22 protein-coding genes and 1 riboswitch are annotated in these 21717 nt (G+C 72.0%); of the genes, 10 read left to right on the top strand and 12 right to left on the bottom strand.

The window, feature by feature from the left end; genetic code table 11:
- Positions 1-15: 15 nt before the first annotated feature.
- Both PV721_RS11560 and hisN read right to left on the bottom strand, forming a co-directional pair.
- Positions 16-408 (bottom strand): cyclic nucleotide-binding/CBS domain-containing protein, encoded by a 393-nt coding sequence (locus PV721_RS11560; RefSeq protein ID WP_319723017.1) that lies wholly within the window; start codon positions 406-408, stop codon positions 16-18.
- Positions 409-645: 237 nt separating this feature from the next.
- The gene (gene hisN, locus PV721_RS11555) at positions 646-1449 is read right to left on the bottom strand and encodes a histidinol-phosphatase (RefSeq protein ID WP_319723015.1); all 804 of its coding nucleotides are present in this window, start codon (positions 1447-1449) and stop codon (positions 646-648) included.
- Between the two features lie 124 nt (positions 1450-1573).
- Here hisN and PV721_RS11550 point away from each other — a divergent pair, with 124 nt between their 5' ends.
- Positions 1574-2125, top strand: coding sequence for a TetR/AcrR family transcriptional regulator (locus PV721_RS11550; protein WP_319723013.1), 552 nt, complete (start codon positions 1574-1576; stop codon positions 2123-2125).
- On the opposite strand, the gene PV721_RS11545 is transcribed toward PV721_RS11550, so the two are convergent.
- The 4 genes from PV721_RS11545 to PV721_RS11530 form a co-directional block, all read right to left on the bottom strand.
- Entirely contained in the window at positions 2091-2414 is a 324-nt protein-coding gene (locus tag PV721_RS11545) for a DMT family transporter (protein WP_030011402.1), read from the bottom strand. The genes PV721_RS11550 and PV721_RS11545 overlap by 35 nt on opposite strands.
- 101 nt (positions 2415-2515) lie before the next feature.
- On the bottom strand, positions 2516-3526 hold the full coding sequence (rsgA, locus tag PV721_RS11540; protein ID WP_319723012.1) for a ribosome small subunit-dependent GTPase A: 1011 nt from the start codon (positions 3524-3526) through the stop codon (positions 2516-2518).
- Between the two features lie 8 nt (positions 3527-3534).
- Positions 3535-4908: a 3-phosphoshikimate 1-carboxyvinyltransferase gene (gene aroA, locus PV721_RS11535; protein WP_319723010.1), complete on the bottom strand. Its 1374-nt coding sequence runs from the start codon at positions 4906-4908 to the stop codon at positions 3535-3537.
- Positions 4909-4972: 64 nt separating this feature from the next.
- Positions 4973-5686: a M50 family metallopeptidase gene (locus tag PV721_RS11530; protein WP_319723008.1), complete on the bottom strand. Its 714-nt coding sequence runs from the start codon at positions 5684-5686 to the stop codon at positions 4973-4975.
- 81 nt (positions 5687-5767) lie between these two features.
- Here PV721_RS11530 and PV721_RS11525 point away from each other — a divergent pair, with 81 nt between their 5' ends.
- From PV721_RS11525 to def, 8 genes are all read left to right on the top strand, one after another.
- Complete coding sequence (locus PV721_RS11525) at positions 5768-6586, top strand: SOS response-associated peptidase (RefSeq protein ID WP_319723007.1); 819 nt, start codon at positions 5768-5770, stop codon at positions 6584-6586.
- Positions 6587-6611: 25 nt separating this feature from the next.
- Positions 6612-7256 (top strand): alpha/beta family hydrolase, encoded by a 645-nt coding sequence (locus tag PV721_RS11520; protein WP_319723005.1) that lies wholly within the window; start codon positions 6612-6614, stop codon positions 7254-7256.
- Positions 7257-7542: 286 nt separating this feature from the next.
- Positions 7543-8187, top strand: a complete 645-nt coding sequence (locus PV721_RS11515; RefSeq protein WP_030709911.1) for a sigma-70 family RNA polymerase sigma factor — start codon at positions 7543-7545, stop codon at positions 8185-8187.
- The gene (rsrA, locus tag PV721_RS11510) at positions 8184-8489 is read left to right on the top strand and encodes a mycothiol system anti-sigma-R factor (RefSeq protein WP_030658812.1); all 306 of its coding nucleotides are present in this window, start codon (positions 8184-8186) and stop codon (positions 8487-8489) included. Before PV721_RS11515 ends, rsrA begins: the two co-directional genes overlap by 4 nt.
- 191 nt (positions 8490-8680) lie before the next feature.
- Positions 8681-10300, top strand: coding sequence for an HD-GYP domain-containing protein (locus PV721_RS11505; protein WP_319722998.1), 1620 nt, complete (start codon positions 8681-8683; stop codon positions 10298-10300).
- On the top strand, positions 10297-11559 hold the full coding sequence (locus PV721_RS11500; protein WP_319722996.1) for an HD-GYP domain-containing protein: 1263 nt from the start codon (positions 10297-10299) through the stop codon (positions 11557-11559). Before PV721_RS11505 ends, PV721_RS11500 begins: the two co-directional genes overlap by 4 nt.
- 120 nt (positions 11560-11679) lie before the next feature.
- A complete protein-coding gene (locus tag PV721_RS11495; RefSeq protein WP_319722994.1) occupies positions 11680-12681 on the top strand; it encodes a hypothetical protein in 1002 nt (333 codons plus the stop codon).
- Between the two features lie 82 nt (positions 12682-12763).
- On the top strand, positions 12764-13399 hold the full coding sequence (gene def, locus PV721_RS11490; protein WP_319722992.1) for a peptide deformylase: 636 nt from the start codon (positions 12764-12766) through the stop codon (positions 13397-13399).
- A 13-nt stretch (positions 13400-13412) separates the two neighbouring features.
- Here def and PV721_RS11485 read toward each other — a convergent pair whose 3' ends face one another.
- Positions 13413-14378: a helix-turn-helix domain-containing protein gene (locus PV721_RS11485; protein WP_319722991.1), complete on the bottom strand. Its 966-nt coding sequence runs from the start codon at positions 14376-14378 to the stop codon at positions 13413-13415.
- 81 nt (positions 14379-14459) lie between these two features.
- Here PV721_RS11485 and PV721_RS11480 point away from each other — a divergent pair, with 81 nt between their 5' ends.
- Entirely contained in the window at positions 14460-14681 is a 222-nt protein-coding gene (locus PV721_RS11480; protein ID WP_319722989.1) for a hypothetical protein, read from the top strand.
- 136 nt (positions 14682-14817) lie between these two features.
- On the opposite strand, the gene PV721_RS11475 is transcribed toward PV721_RS11480, so the two are convergent.
- The 5 genes from PV721_RS11475 to PV721_RS11455 all read right to left on the bottom strand — a co-directional run bounded on the left by PV721_RS11475 (position 14818) and on the right by PV721_RS11455 (position 21597).
- On the bottom strand, positions 14818-15834 hold the full coding sequence (locus PV721_RS11475; protein ID WP_319722987.1) for a ribonucleotide-diphosphate reductase subunit beta: 1017 nt from the start codon (positions 15832-15834) through the stop codon (positions 14818-14820).
- Positions 15834-18224 carry a ribonucleoside-diphosphate reductase subunit alpha gene (locus PV721_RS11470; protein WP_319722985.1) on the bottom strand — a complete coding sequence of 797 codons (2391 nt, stop codon included), beginning with the start codon at positions 18222-18224 and terminating at the stop codon, positions 15834-15836. Before PV721_RS11470 ends, PV721_RS11475 begins: the two co-directional genes overlap by 1 nt.
- A 144-nt stretch (positions 18225-18368) precedes the next feature.
- A riboswitch (cobalamin riboswitch) is annotated at positions 18369-18500 on the bottom strand.
- A gap of 41 nt (positions 18501-18541) precedes the next feature.
- Positions 18542-19039 carry a GNAT family N-acetyltransferase gene (locus PV721_RS11465; protein ID WP_319722983.1) on the bottom strand — a complete coding sequence of 166 codons (498 nt, stop codon included), beginning with the start codon at positions 19037-19039 and terminating at the stop codon, positions 18542-18544.
- A gap of 66 nt (positions 19040-19105) precedes the next feature.
- Positions 19106-19354, bottom strand: coding sequence for a YbdD/YjiX family protein (locus tag PV721_RS11460; protein WP_319722981.1), 249 nt, complete (start codon positions 19352-19354; stop codon positions 19106-19108).
- The gene (locus PV721_RS11455) at positions 19351-21597 is read right to left on the bottom strand and encodes a carbon starvation CstA family protein (RefSeq protein ID WP_416371076.1); all 2247 of its coding nucleotides are present in this window, start codon (positions 21595-21597) and stop codon (positions 19351-19353) included. The genes PV721_RS11460 and PV721_RS11455 overlap by 4 nt, the downstream gene beginning before the upstream one ends.
- Positions 21598-21717: the final 120 nt, after the last annotated feature.

The following is a 21717-nucleotide window of genomic DNA, read 5'->3' as shown; positions in this document are numbered from 1 at the left end:
TGCCTTTCTGCGCGCCTACGCGGAGACCGTGCGCCGGGCCGGTACCCAGCAGCGGATGACGTCGCGCACGGACACGATGCCCACCGGGCCGCCGTTCTCCAGCACGATCAGGTGCCGGAAGCCGCCGTGCGCCATCGCTTCGGCGGCCTCCTGGACGGTGGCGTCCGGAGTGCAGAAGACGACGTTGTTGGTGGTGTGCGCGCCCACGGATTCCCGGTCGGGATCGTGGCCCGCGCCGATCGAGTTGAGGATGTCGCGCTCGGTCAGGATGCCGATTCCGCTGTGCTCGGGGTCGAGGACGACGGCCGCGCCGACGCGCCGGCCGGACATCAGGCAGGCCGCCTGCCGGAGGGTGTGTGCGGGTCCGAGGGTGAGGATCACGGTGCTCATTGCGTCACGGACGAGCATGAAGAGAGCCACCTCCTGGGGTGAGCCCCCCGCTTGGGTGGGTGTGCCCGTGAACCCGCCCTTAGAGAAAGGCTTCACAAGCGCACAAGCGTGGGGAGTCTCAGATTCCCATGGACACGGAGGGCCAGCAAGAAGGCGTGCAGAGGAGCGTGCCGGCGCACACGTGCCGCCGGGCGCACCCCCCGGCCCCCGGCGCACAAGAGCCCCGGGAGCGCGCGGCCTCAGGAGCGCAGAGCCTCAGGCGCGCGGGCGCAGCAGGCCGAGCATCTCCTCGTGGAGCAGCCCGTTCGAGGCCGCCGCGTTCCCCCCGTGCACACCGTCCACCCCGTCCAGGCTGGTGAACCGGCCGCCCGCCTCCTGGACCACGATCGCGATGGCGGCCATGTCCCAGAGGTTCAACTCGGGCTCGGCGCACAGGTCCAGCGAGCCCTCCGCGACCATCATGTACGGCCAGAAGTCCCCGTAGCCGCGGGTACGCCAGCACGCGCGGGTCAGGTCCAGGAACCCGGCGAGCCGGCCCCGCTCCTCCCAGCCGCTCAGCGAGGAGTACGCGAACGAGGCGTTGCCCAGCCCGGCCACCCGGGACACGCGGATCCCCGTGGTCTCGCCGAGCGCGCCGCCCGCGTACGCCCCCTGCGCCTCGGCCGCCCACCAGCGGCGGCCCAGAGCCGGCGCGGACACCACGCCGACCACCGGCCGGAAGGCGCCGTCGGCGCCCTCGGCCATCAGGGAGATCAGCGTCGCCCAGACGGGCACCCCGCGCACGTAGTTCTTCGTGCCGTCGATCGGGTCCACGACCCAGCGGCGCGGGCCGCTGCCCTGCAGGCCGTACTCCTCGCCCAGGATCGCGTCACCGGGCCGGGCGGCCGCGATGCCCGCCCGGATGATCTCCTCGGCGGCCTGGTCCGCCTCGCTCACCGGGGTCATGTCCGGCTTCGTCTCGACCTTCAGGTCGAGGGCGCGGAACCGCTCCATCGTGGCGGCGTCCGCCGCGTCGGCGAGTTCGAGGGCAAGGCGCAGGTCATCGTCATACTCGGGCATGCCCGAACAGTATCGAGACTCCCGTACCCGGGCGAACGACGTCCACAGTGCGGCGCCGACGCGCCCTTGACAGGATCTGTCGGCCCGTCAACTCTGGCCGGAGAGCCGATCGGGGAGGCGAGGGATGCCGACAGCCCGGGAGTCCTTACTGGAGGCGGCGGGAGCGGCGCTCTCCGCGCGCCCCTGGCCGGCCGTGCGGATGGTCGACGTGGCCGCTGCCGCCGGGGTGTCCCGGCAGACCCTCTACAACGAGTTCGGCGGCAAGGCGGGCCTGGGCAGCGCCCTGGTCCGGCGCGAGGCCGACCGGTACCTCGACGGCGTGGACCGGGCCCTGTCCGTCCCGGCGCAGGCCGCCGAACGGCTCGCCGCCGTCGCGGAGTGGACCGTACGCGCGGCCCGCGCCCATCCCCTCGTGCGGGCCCTGCTCACCGGCAGCTGGGACGCGGGCCTGCCCGCCGCGGGACGCCGGGCGCCCGGGCCCGGTGAGCTGGCCCGGACCGTCCGCGACCGGGCGGCCGCCGCGCTCACGCCGGGGGAGGGCCCGCAGCGGTGCGAGCTCGCCGTGCGCCTCGCCCTCTCGTACGTGATCGCCCCGGGGGAGGAGCCGGGGGCGGCCGAGCTGCTCCGGCTGCTCCGCCAGCTCAGTGCGCCGACCCGGACAGCTGGAGTCCGATGACCCCCAGGATGACCAGCGAGATCGAGACGAGCTTGAGGGTGGAGACCAGGTCGCCGAGGAAGACCATGCCGTAGATGGCGGTCCCGGCGGCGCCGATGCCCGTCCAGACCGCGTACGCCGGTCCCACGTCCAGCTTCTTGAGGGCCAGCGTCAGCAGACCGAAACTGCCGAGCGCGAAGCACGCGAAGGCGACGGTCGGCCACAGCCGGGTGAATCCGTGGGAGAGCTTGAGGCAGACCGCGAAACCGGTCTCCAGGAGTCCCGCGACCACGACCAGCAGCCACGCCATGGCGAATGCCTCCCCGCGTCATGTGACATCACGTCACTTGGTGCGATTATGCACTTATCCAGACAGGTCCTCCGACAAACACGGCATGCCCGCCGGGTCGGTCAGTCGCCCTCGCGGCGCTCCCGCGTCTCCAGCAGCCGCCGCAGCGAATACAGCCGCGCCGGGTCCGCGTGGCCGTCCTCCACCCACTTGTCGAGCGCACAGTCCTGCTCGTCGTGGCTGCACGCGCGCGGGCAGCCCTCCGTCCCCGGCACCAGCTCCGGGAAGGCCAGGATCACCCGGGACGGGTCCACGTGGTGCAGGCCGAAGGAGCGCACGCCCGGGGTGTCGATGACCCAGCCGTCGCCGCCCGGCAGCGGCAGCGCGAGTGCGGAGGTGGTGGTGTGCCGGCCGCGGCCGGTCACCGCGTTGACCACTCCGGTGGCGCGCTGGCGGCCCTCGGCGACCAGCGAGTTCACCAGCGTGGTCTTGCCGACGCCCGAGTGGCCGACGAAGGCGGTGATCCGGCCGTTGAGGTGCTCGCGCACCCGGTCGGCCGCGTCGCCCGCAGCCAGCTCCTCGCGGTTGGTCACCACGTACTTCAGCCCGAAGGTCGAGTAGATCTCCAGGATCTTGTCCGCGGAGGTCAGATCGGACTTGGTGAGCACCAGCAGTGGCTCCAGCCCGGCGTCGTACGCCGCCACCAGGCAGCGGTCGATCATCCGGGGCCGCGGCTCCGGGTCGGCCAGGGCCGTGACGATGGCCAGCTGGTCGGCGTTGGCGACGACCACCCGCTCGTACGGGTCGTCGTCGTCGGCGGTGCGCCGCAGGACGGACCTGCGCTCCTCGATCCGCACGATGCGGGCGAGGGTGTCCTTCTTGCCGGACAGGTCACCGACGATCCAGACCCGGTCGCCGACCACCGCGGCCTTGCGGCCGAGCTCGCGGGCCTTCATCGCGTGCACGGAACGGCCATCGACCAGGCAGGTCAGCCGACCGCGGTCGACGGTCAGGACGAAGCCCTCGGCCGCGTCCTCGTGCTTGGGCCGGATGCTCGTCCGCGGCCGGTTGCCCTTGGGGTTCGGGCGCTGCCGGATGTCGTCCTCGTCGGTGTGCTTGCCGTACCTGCGCATGACGGGCCCTACGCTCCCGCACCCGCTCCGGGCGTCCCGGAACCACCGGCGTCCCCGGCGAGCATGTCCGTCCACATCTTCGGGAAGTCCGGCAGGGTCTTCGCGGTCGTCGCCACGTTCTCGATCTGTACGCCCTCCACCACCAGGCCGATCACCGCGCCCGCGGTGGCCATCCGGTGGTCGTCGTACGTGTGGAACACGCCGCCGTGCATCCGGCGCGGCCGGATGCGCAGGCCGTCCGCGGTCTCGGTGACGTCGCCGCCGAGCGCGTTGATCTCCTTGGTCAGCGCGGCCAGCCGGTCCGTCTCGTGCAGCCGCAGGTGCGCGACCCCGCGCAGCACCGACTCGGAGTCGGCCAGGGCCGCCACCGCCGCGATGCCCGGGGTGAGCTCGCCGACCTCGCTCAGGTCCACGTCGATGCCCTGGATCTTGCCCGTGCCGGTGAAGACCAGGCCCGCGTCGGTCAGCTCGCAGGAGCCGCCCATCTCCGTGAAGATCCGGCGCAGCGCGTCACCGGGCTGGGTGGTGCGGCGCGGCCAGTCCGGGACGGTGACCGTGCCGCCGGTGATCAGGGCCGCGGCCAGGAAGGGCTGGGCGTTGGACAGGTCGGGCTCCACGACCAGGTCGCGGCCGAGCAGCGCGCCGGGGGAGACCCGCCACACGTTCTTCTCGCCGCCGGCCTCGGGGGTGTCGACCTGGGCGCCCGCCGCGCGCAGCATCTCCACCGTCATCCGGATGTGCGGCATCGACGGCAGGGTGGCGCCCACGTGCCGGACCTCGACGCCCTGGTTGAAGCGCGGGGCGGAGAGCAGCAGCGCGGAGACGAACTGCGAGGAGTTGCTGGCGTCGATCTCGACCGTGCCGCCCTCCAGGGCCCCGCCGCCCTGGACGGTCATGGGCAGCGCGCCCCGGCCGTCGTCGTCGATCCGGGCGCCGAGCGTGCGCAGGGCGCTGATGACCTGGCCGAGCGGGCGCTCGTAGGAGCGGGGGTCGCCGTCGAAGCGGACGTCCCCGTCGGCGAGGGTGGCGACGGGCGGCAGGAAGCGCATGACGGTGCCGGCGTTGCCGACGTCCACGGTCGTCGGGCCGTGCAGGGCCGCCGGGATGATCCGCCAGGCCTCGCCGCTCGCGCCGTCACCGGCGGAGCTGGAGGAGACGGTCTCCTCGATGCCGACGCCCAGCGCGCGCAGCGCGTCGGACATCAGCTGGGAGTCGCGCGAGCGCAGCGGGCGGCGCACCCAGCCCGGCTCGGCGGCGAGCGCGGCGAGCACGAGGGCGCGGTTGGTGACCGATTTGGAGCCCGGCACCGTGACGGTGGCGTGGACGGTCCCGTCGGCGAGCGGAGCGGGCCAGAGGGCAGGGAGCGCGGGGGTCTCGGTCATGGCCACCACTTTAGTGGCTTCCTCCGGCCCCAGATCTTGATCGCGCCCCGGTCTCACGGCGTGGTCACAGGGCGAGCAGCCAGCGGCCGCCGCCGATGAGGGAGCACAGCGCGACGATGTGGAAGAACACCAGCCACACCACCGGGTGCAGGTGGGTGAGGCGGCCCAGCTGGTCGGCATCGGAATCCGGGGCTCCGCCATTCCTGCGCTTGGCTCCCAGCTCGAAGACCGGCCGGACCCCGCCGAGCAGCAGGAACCACACCACCAGGTAGGCGAAGGCGGCCTGCACCTCGGCCGCCGTCAGCCAGGACACCAGCAGGAAGGCCCCGCCGGTCAGCACCACGGTCAGCGCCCCGTACGCGTTCCGGATCATCACCAGCATCGCCACCAGCAGGGCGGTGGCCGCCCACAGCAGCAGGGTGATCCGGTGCGCGGACAGCAGGGCCGCCCCGCCGAGCCCGAGCAGCGAGGGCGCCGTGTACCCGCCCGCGGCGGTCAGGATCATCCCGAGCCCGGTCGGCTTGCCGCGGCTGACGGTGACCCCGCTCGTGTCCGAGTGCAGCCGTATCCCGCTGAGGCGCCGCCCGGTCACCAGCGCCAGCAGGCCGTGCCCGCCCTCGTGCGCGATGGTGATGGCGTTGCGCGAGAGCCGCCACAGCGGCCGGGGCGCCACGGCGGCCAGCGCGACCAGGCCGGTCACGATCACCAGCCACAGGTCGGGCGGGGTCTGTATGCCCGTGAGCCGGTCCCACAGGCCGGCCGTCGTGCTGATGTCCATGAGGTGGCGGACTCCTTGCGTTGGTGACGTGTGGGTACCTCCCAGCGGTAGCTGGGGGAGTGACATGGCAGTGTGGCAGCCATGTGCGGACGGTATGCGGCGAGTCGTGGGCCCGAGGACCTCGTGGAGGCATTCGGCATCGAGAAGTGGGAGCCGGAGGAGGCCCTGGCCCCCGACTGGAACGTGGCCCCGACGAAGGAGGTCCACGTCGTCCTCGACCGTCCCCTGAAGGACGCTTCGCACCCGCGTCCGGTTCGCCAGCTGCGCACCCTGAAATGGGGCCTGGTCCCCTCCTGGGCGCAGAACCCCGACGGCGCCGCCCGGATGATCAACGCCCGGTCCGAGACCCTGCACGAGAAGCCGTCCTTCCGCCGCCCCTTCGCGCAGCGCCGCTGCATCGTCCCCGCCGACGGCTACTACGAGTGGGTCACCGCCCACGACGAGCGGCAGCTGGAGGTGGAGGGGAAGAAGAAACGGGCCCGCAAGCAGCCCTACTTCGTGCTCCCCTCCGACGGCTCCGTCTTCGCCATGGCCGGGATATACGAGTTCTGGCGCGACCGGACCCTGCCCGACGAGCACCCGCTCGCCTGGTGGGTCACCTGCGCGGTGATCACCACCGAGGCCGAGACGGCGCCCCTGGGCGTGCCCCCGGCCGAAGGACCGCGCTCGCTGTCCGAGATCCACCCGCGGATGCCGCTGATGCTGACCCCGGACCGCTGGGACGCCTGGCTGGACCCCGCGAACACCGACACCGAGGGCTCCCTGCGGGAGCTGCTGGCGCCGCCGCCGGGCGGGCTGATGCGGGCCTACCCGGTGTCCACCTCCGTGAGCAGCGTCCGCAACAACGGGCCGGAGCTGCTGGAAGAGCTGGCCGCGCCGGAGGAGGCGACCCTCTTCTAGGCCCCGCCCCGGGCAGGATGGGCGCATGACCACGCGTACCGAGAGCGTAGACACCCCGGCGGGCGAGGCCCGCATCACCTGGCACACCGCCCGCGCGGCGAAGCTCGTGCTCGCCGTGAGCCACGGCGCCGGCGGCGGCATCGAGGCCGGCGACCTCCAGGCGCTGGCCGCGGCCCTGCCCGCCCGCGGGATCACGGTCGCGCTGGTCGAACAGCCCTGGCGGGTCGCCGGGAAGAAGGTCGCCGCCGCGCCCAAGGTGCTGGACCAGGGATGGCGCGCGCTGTGGCCCGCGCTCGCGAAGCCCGGGCTGCCGGTGGTCGCGGGCGGTCGCAGCGCCGGGGCCCGGGTGGCCTGCCGGACCGCCGTCGAGCTGGGCGCCGCCGGGGTGCTGGCGCTGGCGTTCCCGCTGCACCCGCCGGGCCGGCCGGAGAAGTCGCGCGCCGCGGAGCTCACCGGGGCGGGCCGGCCCACGCTCGTGGTCCAGGGCGGCCGGGACCCCTTCGGGCGTCCCGGGGAGTTCCCCGCGGGAGAGCACGCGCTGGTGGAGATCCCGTACGGCGATCACGGATTCGCCGTCCCGAAGAAGGCGGACCTCACCCAGGACGAGGCCCTCGCGAAGATCACCGGGGCGGTCGCGGAATGGCTCCTGGCGCTCCCGGCCGGGAAGTAGCGGGAGCGGCGAGGAAGCGGAAGGCCCGAAAACCCGTCCGGTACGCGGGAATGCGCCGCCCGGCCCTTCTGTTGTCCCGGATGTCGGTACGTACGGGAACTTGTCGGAGGAGAGGGAGCGCATGACCCAGGTCATCAGTCAGAACCGTCGGCAGGCCGCTGACCTGGACTGGACTGTTCTTCCTGCCCCCAAGCGCAGCACGCTTCGGGCGGCGGAGGGCCGGGATGGTCGACTATTCTCCGATTCGAGCGGATCCGCTTTCGGAGCCGCCACGCAGTCGGAGGAGGTGGGTCCTGTCGCTGGGACCGACGAAGGCCACGCGGAGGAGACGACCCCGGAGCGCAATGCGCGCTTCGAGCGGGACGCCCTCGGCTACCTCGACCAGATGTACTCGGCCGCGCTGCGCATGACGCGCAACCCGGCCGACGCCGAGGACCTGGTCCAGGAGACGTACGCGAAGGCATACGCGTCCTTCCACCAGTTCCGCGAGGGCACCAACCTGAAGGCGTGGCTGTACCGCATCCTGACCAACACGTTCATCAACTCCTACCGCAAGAAGCAGCGCGAGCCCCAGCGCAGCGCCGCGGAGGAGATCGAGGACTGGCAGCTGGCCCGTGCCGAGTCGCACATGTCGACCGGACTGCGCTCCGCCGAGTCGCAGGCGCTCGACCACCTGCCCGATTCGGACGTGAAGGAAGCGCTCCAGGCCATTCCCGAGGAGTTCCGCATCGCGGTCTACCTTGCCGACGTAGAGGGCTTTGCGTACAAGGAGATCGCGGACATCATGGGTACACCCATCGGTACGGTCATGTCACGACTGCACCGTGGCCGCCGTCAACTCCGCGGAATGCTGGAGGACTATGCCCGCGAGCGCGGGCTGGTTCCCGCGGGCGCGGGAGAGTCGAACGACAGGAAAGGCTCGGGCTCATGAGTTGCGGAGAGCCGCACGAGACAGAGTGCTCTGAGGTCCTGGACCACCTGTACGAGTTCCTCGACCATGAGATGCCCGACAGCGACTGCACGAAGTTCGAGACCCACTTCGGCGAGTGCAATCCCTGTCTGGAGAAGTACGGCCTGGAGCAGGCCGTGAAGAAGCTGGTCAAGCGCTGCTGCGGGTCGGACGACGTGCCGACCGACCTGCGGTCGAAGGTGATGGGCCGGATCGAGCTGATCCGGTCCGGGCAGGCGGTGCCCGATCACGACGTCACCGCCGACAACCCCGCCCCGGGCTGACCTGATCGGCGAAGCACGGAACAACCGCCCCCGGATGGGCACTTCGTTCACCCGAATGTGCTAATCCGGGGGCGTCCACATGGCGCAATACGAAAATGTGGCCCACCTCGTTCGGGGCCCCACTTATTCTCCCCATTCGGTACTGGTTTGATTCGGTACCCGGCTTGAACGGCCCACGGGAGGAGAGCGCCATGCGGGTACTTCCGCCGATGGCGCGCGGATACATCCTGTGCGCCGTCCTCGCGGCCGCGGCGTGCGTCACCCCGGCCCTCACGGATTCCGGTACGCCCTGGGCGGCCGTCGTCCTGCTCGCCCTGCTCTACCTCGGCTGCGAGCTCGTGAAGGTCTGCCCGCTGCTGGGCGGCCGGGTGCCCGAGGGCATCGGCTCCTTCTTCCCCGTGGTGCTCGCCGCCGTCTTCCTCCTGCCGCCCGCCGCCGCCGCGCTCGTGGCGCTGCCCGGCGGCTTCGCGGGGACCGTGGCCGAGCGGCCCGCCCGGGTGCGCCGGGTGTGGCACGGCGCGCAGCAGGCGATGGCCGCCTGGGCCGCAGGCCGGGTATACGGGCTGCTGCGCGGTCCGGCCGCCCTCGGCGGAGGGCCTTCCGCGGGGTCCGGGCCGCCGGGATGGGTGGCGGACTTCCCCTACGTGATGCTCCCCGCGGCGGCCGCGGCGGTCGTCTTCTGCCTGGTGCTCGCCGCCCTCGACGGCGGCATCCTGGCCACCGCCGAACGCCGGCCCGCCGCCACCGCCTGGCGCGGACTGCTCACCCTCTCCCTCGCCCCGCACTGCGTCCACGGCCTCGCCGGACTGATGATGGCGGTCATGTGGCGCAGCCCCTACGGGCTCCCGGCCGCACTGCTCGTCCTGCTGCCGATGTACATCTCCTGCTGGGTGTTCGCCCAGTACCACCGCGAGCGCGCCGCCCACCGGGCCACCATCCGCGCCCTCGTCCAGGCCGTCGACATCAAGGACCGCTACACCCGCGGACACAGCGAACGGGTCGGCCAGGCCTCCGCGATGATCGCCCGCGAGCTGGGCATGGCCGACGACCGGATGGAAGTCGTGCGGATCGCCGGGATCCTCCACGACGTCGGCAAACTGGGCGTCCCCACCCGGCTGCTGCGCAAGGACGGGCCGCTGACGCCGGAGGAACGCCGGATCATCGAGCTGCACCCCGAGTACGGGCACGAGATGGTGCGCGGCATCGGCTTCCTCGGCGAGGCCCGGGCCGCGATCCTGCACCACCACGAGCGGGTCGACGGCTCCGGCTACCCGTACGGGCTGACCGGCGAGCAGATCCCGGTACTGGCCCGGGTGGTGGCGGTGGCCGACGCCTTCGACGCGATGACCTCGACCCGCTCCTACAGCCGGGCCCGGCCGGTGCCGGTGGCCCTGGCCGAGCTGGACCGGTGTGCGGGGGCCCAGTTCGACCCGGCGATGGTACGGGCCCTGACGGGCGCCATCGGCCGGCACGGCTGGCACCCGGTGGTCACCTCGGACGAGGACCTCCAGGTGATCAGTGCCGGCGCTCCCGCCGGGGCCGCGGGTGCCGCGGCGCCGGGTCCGTCGGCCCTGCCGGGGCTGCCGGCGCAGGGATCCGCTCCTGCCGACGGACCCGGCGAGACGGCCGGGCCCGCCGGGAGGGCCCGCGCGGCCGGGGCCCCCGCGAGGGCGGCCCTGAGCGTCCTTCCCGCACAGGAAGCGGCGCCCGCCGGCACCGAGGGCCCGGGGAAGGCGGCTCCGCCCGCCGGCGGGACGCCCCCGGCCGAGGGGCCCGGTCGCGGCGCGGACGGTGCCGGGGCCGGCGGATGAGGGCCGCGGCCGCGTGGACGGTGCGGGGGGCCGCGGCGGTGCTCACCGTCGTCGCCCTCGGCCACACCCTGTGGAAGGGTGTCGTCGAGCCCGGTGCCGCACTGGCCTTCGGCGCGCTGATCGCCCTCGGCGAGCTCGCCCGGCGGGACCGGCGGGACGGCTCCCTCGACCGGCTGCCCGCGCCCCTCGGCTCCGCCGGGGCCCTCGCCTACGCCCTGCTCGGCCAGAACGCCGGCCGGCCCACCCACCACGGGGCGCTCCAGATCGTGGCGGTCGTCGTCGCGGCGGCCCTCGCCGGGATCGTGCCGCACATCGCCCGGGGCCGCGGCCCGGCCCTCGACCACCTGTCCCGCCAGGTGCTCACCGTCGGCTTCGCCGCCGTCTGTTTCCAGCCGCTCTACAACTCCGGCCGACTGGAGGAACGGGTGGGCCAGGGCCCGTACTTCGTCGTCTTCCTGCTCTGCCTCCTCGGCCTCACCGCCCTGTGCGACGCCGTCCTCGCCGCCGCGCTGGCCGGGTCCCGCACCGGCTGGCCGTACGGCCCCCTGCTGCGCGACGAGCTGCGCGCCCAGCTGGGCATCGGCGCGGCGATCTGCGCCACCGGGGTCGTGATGGCGCTCGGCGCTGCCGTCGCGGGCCTGTGGGCGATACCCGTCTTCAGCGTGCCGCTGCTGCTGACCCAGCTGTCCTTCCACCGGATCACCGCGATCCGCACCACCTACCGGCAGACCATCACCTCCCTGGCCCGTGCCACCGAGATCGCCGGCTGCACCCGGCCGGGCCACTCCCGCCGGGTCGCCGCCCTGAGCTGCGCCGTCGGCCGGGAGCTGGGCCTGTCGGAGCGGGAGCTCACGGTGCTGGAGTACGCCGCCCTGATGCACGACATCGGCCAGCTCTCCCTCGTCGACCCGGTCCCGGACGGGGCCACCGCCGGGCTGCCCGCCGCCGAGGCCCGCCGGATCGCCGGGCTGGGCGGGGAGGTGGCCCGGCAGACCGGGGTGCCGGCCGAGGTCGCCGTGGTGGTGGAGCGGCAGGCGGACCCGTACCGGCAGCAGCCCGTCCTGGCCCGCATCGTGCGCACGGTGAACGCGTACGACGACCTGGGCGGCGGGAGCCGTCACCCGGGCGGCTCACTGGCCGCCCTGGAACAGCTCCGCCTGGGCACCGGGTACGAATACCAGCCGGAGGTCGTGGAGTGTCTTGCGAGGGTTCTGGCCAGGGGTGGACGTGACAGAGTTGTTCCTGTCCGACCGGGGTAACCCATGGGTAATGAGCGGCCGTCCGAGTGGGCATGGTTGGATGCCAGTAAGAGTGTCCGCAAGGCTGCACCGTTGTCCCCCAGCCACCGCTGGGAGGGTGCCCCCAGGCAGGCGGGAATCGTGAGGATCTTCGGGAAGGTACGGCATCGGCCCTCCGCCTCGTGGCGGCAGGCCACCGACCGCGCGTTCACGCTGATCGGCGACGGGCGGTACGAGGACGCGGGCGCGCTCCTGACCAGAGCCGCGGACCTGGAGCCCTGGCTGTCCGAGTCCTGGTTCAATCTGGCCCTGCTGCACAAGTTCCGGCACGACTGGGAACAGGCACGGGCCGCCGGACTGCGCGCCGTGGCCCTTCTGGACCGCGAGACCGGCGCCCCGGACTGGTGGAACGTCGGCATCGCCGCGACCGCGCTGCAGGACTGGCCGCTGGCGCGGCGGGCCTGGCAGGCGTACGGGCTGAAGGTGCCCGGCGACGCGCACGGCGCGGGCGGCAAGGGCAGTGGCGAACCGGTCGGCATGGAGCTCGGCAGCGCCGCCGTGCGGCTCTCGCCGGAGGGCGAGGCCGAGGTGGTCTGGGGCCGCAGGCTGGATCCGGCCCGGCTGGAGGTGCTGTCGATCCCGCTGCCCTCCTCGGGGCGGCGCTGGGGCGAGGTCGTGCTCCACGACGGGGTCCCGCACGGCGAGCGGATCACCGCGGCCGGCCCCTCGTACCCCGTCTTCGACGAGATCGAGCTGTGGGCGCCGTCGCCGGTGCCGACCTGGGTGGTGCTGCTGGAGGCGGCCACCGAGGCGGACCGCGACGCGCTGGAGCAGCTGGCCTCGGACGCGGGCTTCGCCGCCGAGGACTGGTCCTCGTCGGTGCGGCTGCTGTGCCGGACCTGCTCGGAGAGCGAGATGCCCAGCGACGAGGGCGACGGCGAGCACCTGGATCCGCACGACCACAGCGAGCCGGGGCACCCCGGACCGCTGGGGCACCGTACGGCCGGCTCCGGCTCCCTGTGGGTGCCCGAGCGCGAATGCGGTATCGCGGCGCCGGCCGGGCTGGTGCGCGGACTGCTCGACGGCTGGGTCGCGGACAGCCCGGGCACCCGTGAGTGGCGGGATCTCGAAGAAGTCTGCTGAGCCGGGCCGTAGGCTGTACGGGCACATCGGTGGCCATTGGCGACCACCGGTGACTTGGACTTACGGAAGGCGTACGGCGGACATGTCGCAGCAGGAGAACGAGGTTGTCGAGGTCGTGAACGACGGGTACGTCGTGGACACGGAGGACTGTGCGGAGCGCGAGCTCGCCCACCGTGAGCGCGGCACCGCCCGCCCGATCACCGTCGTCGGCAACCCGGTCCTGCACAGCGAGTGCAAGGACGTCACCGAGTTCGGCGACGAGCTGGCGCAGCTGATCGACGACATGTTCGCCAGCCAGAAGGCCGCCGAGGGCGTGGGCCTCGCCGCGAACCAGATCGGCGTGGACGCGAAGGTCTTCGTCTACGACTGCCCGGACGACGACGGGGTGCGGCACACCGGTGTCGTCGTCAACCCGAAGCTCGTCGAGCTGCCCGCGGGCACCCGGGTGCTGGACGACTCGAACGAGGGCTGCCTGTCGGTCCCGACGGCGTACGCCTCGCTGGCCCGCCCGGACTACGCCGAGGTCGAGGGCCAGGACGCCCAGGGCAACCCGATCAAGGTGCGCGGCACCGGCTACTTCGCCCGCTGCCTCCAGCACGAGACCGACCACCTGTACGGCTACCTCTACATCGACCGCCTCTCGAAGCGGGACCGCAAGGACGCCCTGCGGCAGATGGAAGAGGGCACCCCGCGCTACGAGACCGTCCCGAACGCGTAGCCCCCTCGGCCGGCTAGGCGGCCTGCGGGCCCCGGAAGGCGCGCCGGAAGGAATTCGGCGTGGTGCCCAGGGTCCGCAGGAAGTGGTGGCGCAGGGCGGCCGCGTTGCCGAAGCCGGAGCGGCCGGCGATCGCGTCCACCGTCTCGTCGGTCGACTCCAGCAGTTCCTGGGCCAGCAGGACCCGCTGGCGCAGCACCCACTTGTACGGGGTGGTGCCGGTCTCCTGGAGGAAGCGGCGGGCGAAGGTGCGCGGTGACATGTGCGCGCGCTCCGCGAGCTGCTCGACGGTGATCTCCTCCTCCAGGTGGCGGGCCATCCACTCGATCACCTCGCCCACGGTGTCGCAGGAGGTGCGCGGCAGCGGCCGCTCGATGTACTGGGCCTGCCCGCCGTCCCGGTGGGGCGGTACGACCATCCGCCGCGCGATGGTGTTGGCCACCTCGGCCCCGTGCTCCTGCCGGACGAGGTGCAGGCAGGCGTCGATGCCGGAGGCGGTGCCGGCGGACGTGATCACCGGGCCCGCGTCGACGTAGAGCACGTCCGGGTCGACCAGTGCCCGCGGGAAGCGCCGGGCCAGCGTCGCCGCGTGCATCCAGTGCGTGGTGCAGTGCCGGCCGTCCAGCAGTCCCGCCGCCCCGAGCACGTACGCGCCGCTGCACACGCTGACCACCCGCGCTCCCCGGTCCACCCCGCGGCGCAGCGCCTCCAGGAGCGGTTCCGGGAACGTACGCTCGCCCGCGTCACGGAAGGCGGGCACGCAGATCAGGTCGGCACTCTCCAGCCGCTCCAGCCCGTGTTCGGGGGAGACGGTGAAGCCCGTGCCGGACATGGCCAGGGGGCCTTCCTGCGCCGCGCACACGGCGAAGTCGTACACCGGCAGTCCGTGATCGCTGCGGTCGATTCCGAAGACTTCACAGAAGATCCCGAACTCGAAGGGGGCGATCTCGTCGAGGAGGGCCACGGCCACGTTGGTCAGCATGACTCCAGTGTGGCAGTAATTCGCTCTTTCATGACAGTCCTGCCACTGTGCGAGTTTTCCCCACGGGAGGACAGTGGAGACATGAACACGCTCCTGAGCTACCTCACCGTCCTTGCCGTCGCCGCCCTGGTGCTCGCCCCCAGCCTGTACGGGGTCCTGCGCGACCGCCGGATCGACCGGCAGCTGCGGGCCGTCGAGACCCGCCTCGTATGGCTGCCGCGCCAGAAGGCGGGCGGCCTTCCGCCCACCCGTCGGCCCCGCGCCCGGCACACCGGGATGCACTGGGGCCCCGTCGCCCACTGAGCCGGGGCGACCGTGCACACGGGCAGCCGGACGATCGGGCGCCGGAAACGCGAGAAGCCGGGACGCGGTGGTGAACCGCATCCCGGCTTCGCGGCGCTACCGCGTCCCGACCGGGGGACCCCGGAAGACCGGGGACCTAGAAGTCCTCGTCCAGGTCGACCGTGCCCTCGACCGCGACCTGGTAGGCCGACGGACGGCGCTCGAAGAAGTTGGTCAGTTCCTGGACGCCCTGCAGCTCCATGAAGGAGAACGGGTTCTGCGAGCCGTACACCGGGGCGAAGCCGAGGCGGACCAGACGCTGGTCCGCGACGCACTCCAGGTACTCGCGCATCGACTCGGTGTTCATGCCCGGCAGACCGTCGCCGCACAGGTCGCGGCCGAACTGCAGCTCCGCCTCGACGGCCTCCTTGAGCATGTCGGTGACCTGCTGCTGGAGGGCGTCGTCGAAGAGCTCCGGCTCCTCCTTGCGGACCGTGTCCACGACCTCGAAGGCGAAGTTCATGTGCATGGTCTCGTCACGGAACACCCAGTTGGTGCCGGTGGCCAGGCCGTGCAGCAGGCCGCGCGAGCGGAACCAGTACACGTACGCGAAGGCGCCGTAGAAGAACAGGCCCTCGATGCACGCGGCGAAGCAGATCAGGTTCAGCAGGAAGCGGCGGCGGTCGGCCTTCGTCTCCAGCCGGTCGATCTTCTCGACCGAGTCCATCCACTTGAAGCAGAACTGCGCCTTCTCGCGGATGGACGGGATCTCCTCGACGGCGTCGAACGCGGCCGCCCGGTCGTCCGGATCGGGCAGGTAGGTGTCGAGCAGCGTCAGGTAGAACTGGACGTGCACGGCCTCCTCGAACAGCTGGCGCGACAGGTACAGGCGCGCCTCCGGGGAGTTGATGTGCTTGTAGAGCGTCAGCACCAGGTTGTTCGAGACGATCGAGTCACCCGTCGCGAAGAACGCGACCAGGCGGCCGATCATGTGCTGCTCGGCCGGCGTCAGCTTCGCGAGGTCCGCGACGTCCGAGTGGAGGTCGACCTCCTCCACCGTCCACGTGTTCTTGATCGCGTCCCGGTAGCGCTCGTAGAAGTCCGGGTAGCGCATCGGACGGAGCGTGAGCTCGAAGCCCGGGTCCAGGAGGTTCTTGTTGTCGGTGGAGCTCATTACTGGCAGGCCTCGCAGGACTCGGGGTTCTCAAGGGAGCAGGCGAGCGCGTCCGCGTCGGCCACGGCCTGCGGGAGCGCCGCCGGAGTGGCGGCCTGCGCGGCGCGGGCGATCTTCGTCGCGGGGCGCGAGCGCAGGTAGTAGGTGGTCTTCAGACCCTGCTTCCAGGCGTACGCGTACATCGAGCTGAGCTTGCCGATGGTGGGCGTCTCCAGGAACAGGTTCAGCGACTGCGACTGGTCCAGGAACGGCGTACGGGCCGCCGCCATGTCGATCAGTCCGCGCTGCGGGATCTCCCACGCCGTGCGGTACAGCTCGCGGACCTCGGCCGGGATCCAGCCGAAGCCCTGGACCGAGCCGGAGGAGTCGCGCAGCGCCTCGCGGGTCTGGGCGTCCCACACGCCGAGGGCCTTCAGCTCCTCCACCAGGTAGCCGTTCACCTGGAGGAACTCACCGCTGAGCGTCTCGCGCTTGAAGAGGTTGGAGACCTGCGGCTCGATGCACTCGTACACGCCGGCGATGGAGGCGATGGTGGCCGTCGGGGCGATGGCGAGGAGCAGGGAGTTGCGCATGCCGGTCTCGGCGACGCGGGCGCGCAGCGCGTCCCAGCGCTCCGGCCAGTTCAGCTCCACGTCGTAGTGGTCCGGGTGCAGGACGCCGCGCGCGGTGCGGGTCTGCTCCCAGGCCGGCAGCGGGCCGCTGCGCTCGGCCAGGTCGCACGACGCCTCGTACGCCGCGAGCATGATGCGCTCGGAGAGCTTGGTGGAGAGGGCCTTCGCCTCGGGGGAGTCGAAGGGGAGCTTCAGCTTGAAGAAGACGTCCTGGAGACCCATCGCGCCCAGACCCACCGGACGCCAGCGGGCGTTGGAGCGGCCGGCCTGCTCGGTCGGGTAGAAGTTGATGTCCACCACGCGGTCGAGGAAGGTCACGGCGGTGCGGACGGTCTCGTCCATCCGCTCCCAGTCGATGTCGCGACCGTCGGCCGTGTCGATGACGAAAGCGCCCAGGTTGACCGAGCCGAGGTTGCAGACGGCCGTCTCGCCGTCGTTGGTGACCTCGATGATCTCGGTGCACAGGTTCGAGGAGTGCACGACCGTGCCCGGCTCGGCGGTCTGGTTCGCCGTGCGGTTGGAGGCGTCCTTGAAGGTCATCCAGCCCTGGCCGGTCTGCGCGAGGGTGCGCATCATCCGGCCGTACAGGTCGCGGGCGGGCATGGTCTTGCGGGCCAGGCCCTCCGCCTCGGCCTTGCGGTAGGCGGCGTCGAACTCGTCGCCCCACAGGTCGACCAGCTCGGGCACGTCGGCCGGGGAGAACAGCGACCACTCGGCGTCCGCGTTCACGCGGCGCATGAACTCGTCCGGGACCCAGTGGGCGAGGTTCAGGTTGTGCGTGCGGCGCTGGTCCTCACCGGTGTTGTCGCGGAGCTCCAGGAACTCCTCGATGTCCGCGTGCCAGGTCTCCAGGTAGACGGCGGCGGCGCCCTTGCGGCGGCCACCCTGGTTCACGGCGGCGACGGAGGCGTCGAGGGTCTTCAGGAACGGCACGATGCCGTTGGAGTGGCCGTTGGTGCCGCGGATCAGGGAACCGCGGGCGCGGATGCGGGAGTACGACAGGCCGATGCCGCCCGCGTGCTTCGACAGGCGCGCCACCTGGTGGTAGCGGTCGTAGATCGAGTCGAGCTCGTCCAGCGGGGAGTCCAGCAGGTAGCAGGAGGACATCTGCGGGTGCCGGGTGCCGGAGTTGAAGAGGGTGGGGGAGGAGGGCAGGTAGTCGAGGCGGCTCATCAGCCGGTACAGCGAGGCCACTTCCTCGACGGCCTGGACACTCTCGTCCGCGGCGAGGCCGCAGGCCACGCGCAGCATGAAGTACTGCGGGGTCTCGATGACCTGACGGGTGATCGGGTGGCGCAGCAGGTAGCGGCTGTGCAGGGTGCGCAGGCCGAAGAAGCCGAAGCGGTCGTCGGCGCCCTCGGCGAGGGTGTGCTCGACCAGCGCGTCCAGCCGGTTCGCGTGCGTGCGCACGAACTCGGCGGTGCGGTCGGCGATGAGGCCCTCGCGGTGGCCGACCTCGACGGAGGCCGAGAAGGAGGTGGAGCCCTGGCTCGCGGCCTCGTCGCGCACGGCCAGCGTCAGCAGCCGGGCGGCGAGCTTCGAGTACGCGGGGTCCTCGGAGATCAGACCGGCGGCCGCCTCGGTGGCGAGAGCGCGGAGTTCGGCGTCGTCGGCGGCGGAGCTGCGGCCCCGCAGGGCGGAGGCCGCGACCCGGCCGGGGTCGGTGTCGGGGAGGTCCGCCGTAAGTTCGGTGAGGGTACGCAGCAGCGTGGCCCCCGGGCCCTCGGTGTTGTCGCCAGAAACGGACTCGGCGCGCGGTGCGGAAGGCGCGATGGTCACGGCGGGAGCTCTCCCTCGCTCGGCCCGGTCATCGGCGGAGCGGGGCGCGGGCGGGCGCATGCGGGCGTGACGGGAACGCGTACACACCGCATGGCGTCCACCGGCCCAACCGCGAGGCCCGGACGTGTCGGCACCCGGTTCGGTCGAGCCGGGCGCGCTGTCGGCAGGTCCTCGGACTTGGCATCCGGTAGGCGGACACTTCATACCGTTGCGGGACAGTTCCGGATTCACACCGGATTCCCCTGCGAGACAGCAGCCTTGAGCATACATGTGGGGGCGGCCGTATGCGGCAACCCCCACATGTAGTGTCGGCGCGGCTACAGCTTGAGCCGATACGCGAGGAGTGTCAGACCCGGGATCGGCGCCCAGTCCCGCTCGGGAACGCGTACGAAGCCCAGTCGCGCGTAGATCCGATGAGCACCCGTCATGCTGCGCTGGGTGGAGAGCACCATGGCGGCCACGCCCTCGATCGCCCGCGCCCGCTCGACGCACGCCCGCACCAACGCCTCGCCTACGCCCTGGCCGCGCCCCTCGCGGGCCACCGCGAGCATCCGGAACTCGGCCTCGTCCGGGCCGGCGATGTCGGCGAGCGGACTCCCGGGTGCGGCGAAGGTCACTCCGCCCAGGATCCGCCCGTCCCGCTCGGCGACGAGCACCTCGGCCAGGGCGGCCCGGCCGGCCACGTCGCGCAGCACGTTCAGGTAGCCGTCGTCCTCGTTGAAGTCCAGGTGCCCGTCGGCGAGATAGGCCTGGGCGGTGATCTCGCCCAGCTCCGCGAACTCGGCAGGCTGGGCAGGTCTGATCGTGATGTCCATGCGGTCGAGTGTGCCGGAGGCGCGCGAAGGGCCCCGCCGGATTTCGGCGGGGCCCTCCGGTGTGGCTCAGCAGCAGCGGAAGCCCTTGCGCGGGTCCGCCTCGCGCGCGTCCGTGCGGGCGCGTTCGAAGTCCCGGCGGCTCAGGACCTCCGCGTCCGGGTCGTGGGAGCGGGTGTGGGCGACGTACCGGTCGTACGCCGCCTCTCCCGAGAACTCCCGTACGTAGAACCGGGCCCGGGCCAGCGCGCCGCGCAGCCGCGGGAAGCCGCGGGCGCCGCTCGTGAGGCGGCTGGGGCCGCTCGTGAGGCCGCTCATGAGGACAGCGGCTCCTTGACCCGTCCGCCGCCCGAGTCGAGGCCCGCCGCGGCGAGCTCCGCCCGCTCCTCGGCGGTCGGGATCAGCCCGGCCGGGGCGACGATCTTCGACTCGGTCCACGGGACCTCGGTGAGGGCCACCGACTCCGGCTTGCGGACGGCCTTCAGGCAGGTGCGGGCCGCGTCCAGCAGCACGATGATGATCAGCAGGGCGAAGAGGGCCGACAGCACCCCGTCCACCGTGGCGTTGGTGACCACGGTGTGCATCTCGTCCATGCTCTTCGCGGGCTTGAGCACCTTCCCGGCGTCGATGCCCTCCTGGAAGGTGCTGCGCTGCGCGAAGAAGCCGATCTTCGGGTTGTCGGAGAAGATCTTCTGGTAGCTGGCGGTGAGCGTCACGGCCACGTCCCACGCCAGCGGGACGGCCGTCACCCAGGCCCACTTGAGGCGGCCGGACTTGACCAGCAGGGTGGTGCAGACGGCCAGGGCGACCGCGGCGAGCAGCTGGTTCGCGATGCCGAAGAGCGGGAACAGCTGGTTGATGCCGCCCAGCGGGTCCTTGATGCCCACCCACAGGAAGTAGCCCCAGGCGCCGACGACGATCGCGCTCGCCAGCCAGACGCCGGGCTTCCAGCTGACGTCCTTGAAGGACTTGTGCAGGTTGCCGAGGGTGTCCTGGAGCATGAACCGGCCGACGCGGGTGCCCGCGTCGAGGGTGGTGAGGATGAACAGCGCCTCGAACATGATGGCGAAGTGATACCAGAAGGCCTTCATGCCGGCCCCGCCGATGACCGACGAGAAGATCTCCGACATTCCGAGTGCGAAGGTCGGAGCGCCGCCCGTACGGGACAGCAGGCTGGCCTCCTCCACGTCCTTCGCGGCCTGGGTCAGCGCCTCGGGGGAGATGGCGAAGCCGAAGTCGGTCACCGCCTGCGAGGCGGTTTCGACCGTGGTGCCGATGACCCCGGCGGGGGAGTTCACGGCGAAGAAGAGGCCGGGCTCGATGATGCAGGCCGCGATGATCGCCATGACGGCGACGAAGGACTCGGTCAGCATCGAGCCGTAGCCGATGACCCGGACCTGGGTCTCCTTCTGGATCATCTTCGGGGTGGTGCCCGAGGCGACCAGCGAGTGGAAGCCGGAGAGGGCGCCGCAGGCGATGGTGATGAAGACGAACGGGAACATCGAGCCGGCGAAGACCGGGCCGTCGCCCCGCGAGGCGAAGTCCGTGACCGAGGGCATCTTCAGCATCGGCATCGCGATGACCACGCCCAGGGCGAGCAGCGCGATGGTGCCGATCTTCATGAAGGTGGAGAGGTAGTCGCGGGGTGCGAGCAGCATCCACACCGGCAGCACCGACGCGATGAAGCCGTAGGCGACCATCCAGATGACCAGCGTCTCCTTCTCCAGCGTGAAGGTGTCCGCGAAGGAGGACTCGGCGACCCAGCCGCCCGCGACGATGGCGACCAGGAGCAGGGCGACACCGATGGAGGAGACCTCGGTGACCCGGCCCGGCCGCAGCACGCGCAGGTAGAAGCCCATGAAGAGGGCGATCGGGATGGTCATGCCGATGGAGAAGACGCCCCAGGGGGAGTGCGCCAGGGCGTTGACGATGACCAGCGCGAGCACGGCCAACAGGATGATCATGATGGCGAACACGGCGACCAGGGCGGCGGCTCCGCCGACGGGGCCGATCTCGTCCCGGGCCATCTGGCCGAGGGAGCGGCCGTCGCGCCGGGTGGAGAAGAACAGCGTGATCATGTCCTGCACGGCGCCCGCGAAGATGACGCCCGCGACGATCCAGATGGTGCCGGGCAGGTAGCCCATCTGCGCGGCGAGCACCGGTCCGACGAGCGGGCCGGCGCCGGCGACGGCGGCGAAGTGGTGGCCGAAGAGGACCCGGCGGTCGGTGGGATGGAAGTCGACACCGTTGTCAAGGCGTTCGGCGGGGGTGGCCCGCGTCTTGTCCACCTTGAGCACGCGGTGCGCGATGAAGCGCGCGTAGAAGCGGTAGCCGATGGCGTACGAGCCCAGCGCGGCGGCGAGCAGCCAGGCGGCCGAGATCTCCTCGCCGCGCGAGAGCGCGAGCACGCCCCAGCCGATGGCGCCGACGAGTCCGACGAGCACCCACACGGCGATGGACTTCGGAGAAGGCGAGCCCGGTGTGGTGTCCGGACTCGCCGTGTTCCGCTCTGTCCCTGTTGCTTCCGGTTCAGGCATGACCCTCGTCCCCTCGTCGATCATCTGCGTAAGCGCAGGGAATCTACGGGGGATTGCCCGGTGAACGTAAGACCCCGTCCGTATTCCGGTATTCCGCTTGCCGGTATATGGGGACGGCCGCCGGGCGGGTGCCGGGGGCGGCAC

Source organism: Streptomyces sp. MB09-01 (genome assembly GCF_033794505.1).
Classification (GTDB): domain Bacteria; phylum Actinomycetota; class Actinomycetes; order Streptomycetales; family Streptomycetaceae; genus Streptomyces.
Note: the sequence above shows the minus strand (reverse complement) of the source record. Positions and strands in the feature narration are given on the sequence as shown.

Bases quoted from the DNA above. Each gene is read 5' to 3' on its own strand.
- PV721_RS11560 (WP_319723017.1), bottom strand. From the start codon at position 408: ATGCTCGTCCGTGACGCAATGAGCACCGTGATCCTCACCCTCGGACCC.
- hisN (WP_319723015.1), bottom strand. From the start codon at position 1,449: ATGCCCGAGTATGACGATGACCTGCGCCTTGCCCTCGAACTCGCCGAC.
- PV721_RS11550 (WP_319723013.1), top strand. From the start codon at position 1,574: ATGCCGACAGCCCGGGAGTCCTTACTGGAGGCGGCGGGAGCGGCGCTC.
- PV721_RS11545 (WP_030011402.1), bottom strand. From the start codon at position 2,414: ATGGCGTGGCTGCTGGTCGTGGTCGCGGGACTCCTGGAGACCGGTTTC.
- rsgA (WP_319723012.1), bottom strand. From the start codon at position 3,526: ATGCGCAGGTACGGCAAGCACACCGACGAGGACGACATCCGGCAGCGC.
- aroA (WP_319723010.1), bottom strand. From the start codon at position 4,908: ATGACCGAGACCCCCGCGCTCCCTGCCCTCTGGCCCGCTCCGCTCGCC.
- PV721_RS11530 (WP_319723008.1), bottom strand. From the start codon at position 5,686: ATGGACATCAGCACGACGGCCGGCCTGTGGGACCGGCTCACGGGCATA.
- PV721_RS11525 (WP_319723007.1), top strand. From the start codon at position 5,768: ATGTGCGGACGGTATGCGGCGAGTCGTGGGCCCGAGGACCTCGTGGAG.
- PV721_RS11520 (WP_319723005.1), top strand. From the start codon at position 6,612: ATGACCACGCGTACCGAGAGCGTAGACACCCCGGCGGGCGAGGCCCGC.
- rsrA (WP_030658812.1), top strand. From the start codon at position 8,184: ATGAGTTGCGGAGAGCCGCACGAGACAGAGTGCTCTGAGGTCCTGGAC.
- PV721_RS11505 (WP_319722998.1), top strand. From the start codon at position 8,681: ATGCGGGTACTTCCGCCGATGGCGCGCGGATACATCCTGTGCGCCGTC.
- PV721_RS11500 (WP_319722996.1), top strand. From the start codon at position 10,297: ATGAGGGCCGCGGCCGCGTGGACGGTGCGGGGGGCCGCGGCGGTGCTC.
- def (WP_319722992.1), top strand. From the start codon at position 12,764: ATGTCGCAGCAGGAGAACGAGGTTGTCGAGGTCGTGAACGACGGGTAC.
- PV721_RS11485 (WP_319722991.1), bottom strand. From the start codon at position 14,378: ATGCTGACCAACGTGGCCGTGGCCCTCCTCGACGAGATCGCCCCCTTC.
- PV721_RS11480 (WP_319722989.1), top strand. From the start codon at position 14,460: ATGAACACGCTCCTGAGCTACCTCACCGTCCTTGCCGTCGCCGCCCTG.
- PV721_RS11475 (WP_319722987.1), bottom strand. From the start codon at position 15,834: ATGAGCTCCACCGACAACAAGAACCTCCTGGACCCGGGCTTCGAGCTC.
- PV721_RS11465 (WP_319722983.1), bottom strand. From the start codon at position 19,039: ATGGACATCACGATCAGACCTGCCCAGCCTGCCGAGTTCGCGGAGCTG.
- PV721_RS11460 (WP_319722981.1), bottom strand. From the start codon at position 19,354: ATGAGCGGCCTCACGAGCGGCCCCAGCCGCCTCACGAGCGGCGCCCGC.
- PV721_RS11455 (WP_416371076.1), bottom strand. From the start codon at position 21,597: ATGATCGACGAGGGGACGAGGGTCATGCCTGAACCGGAAGCAACAGGG.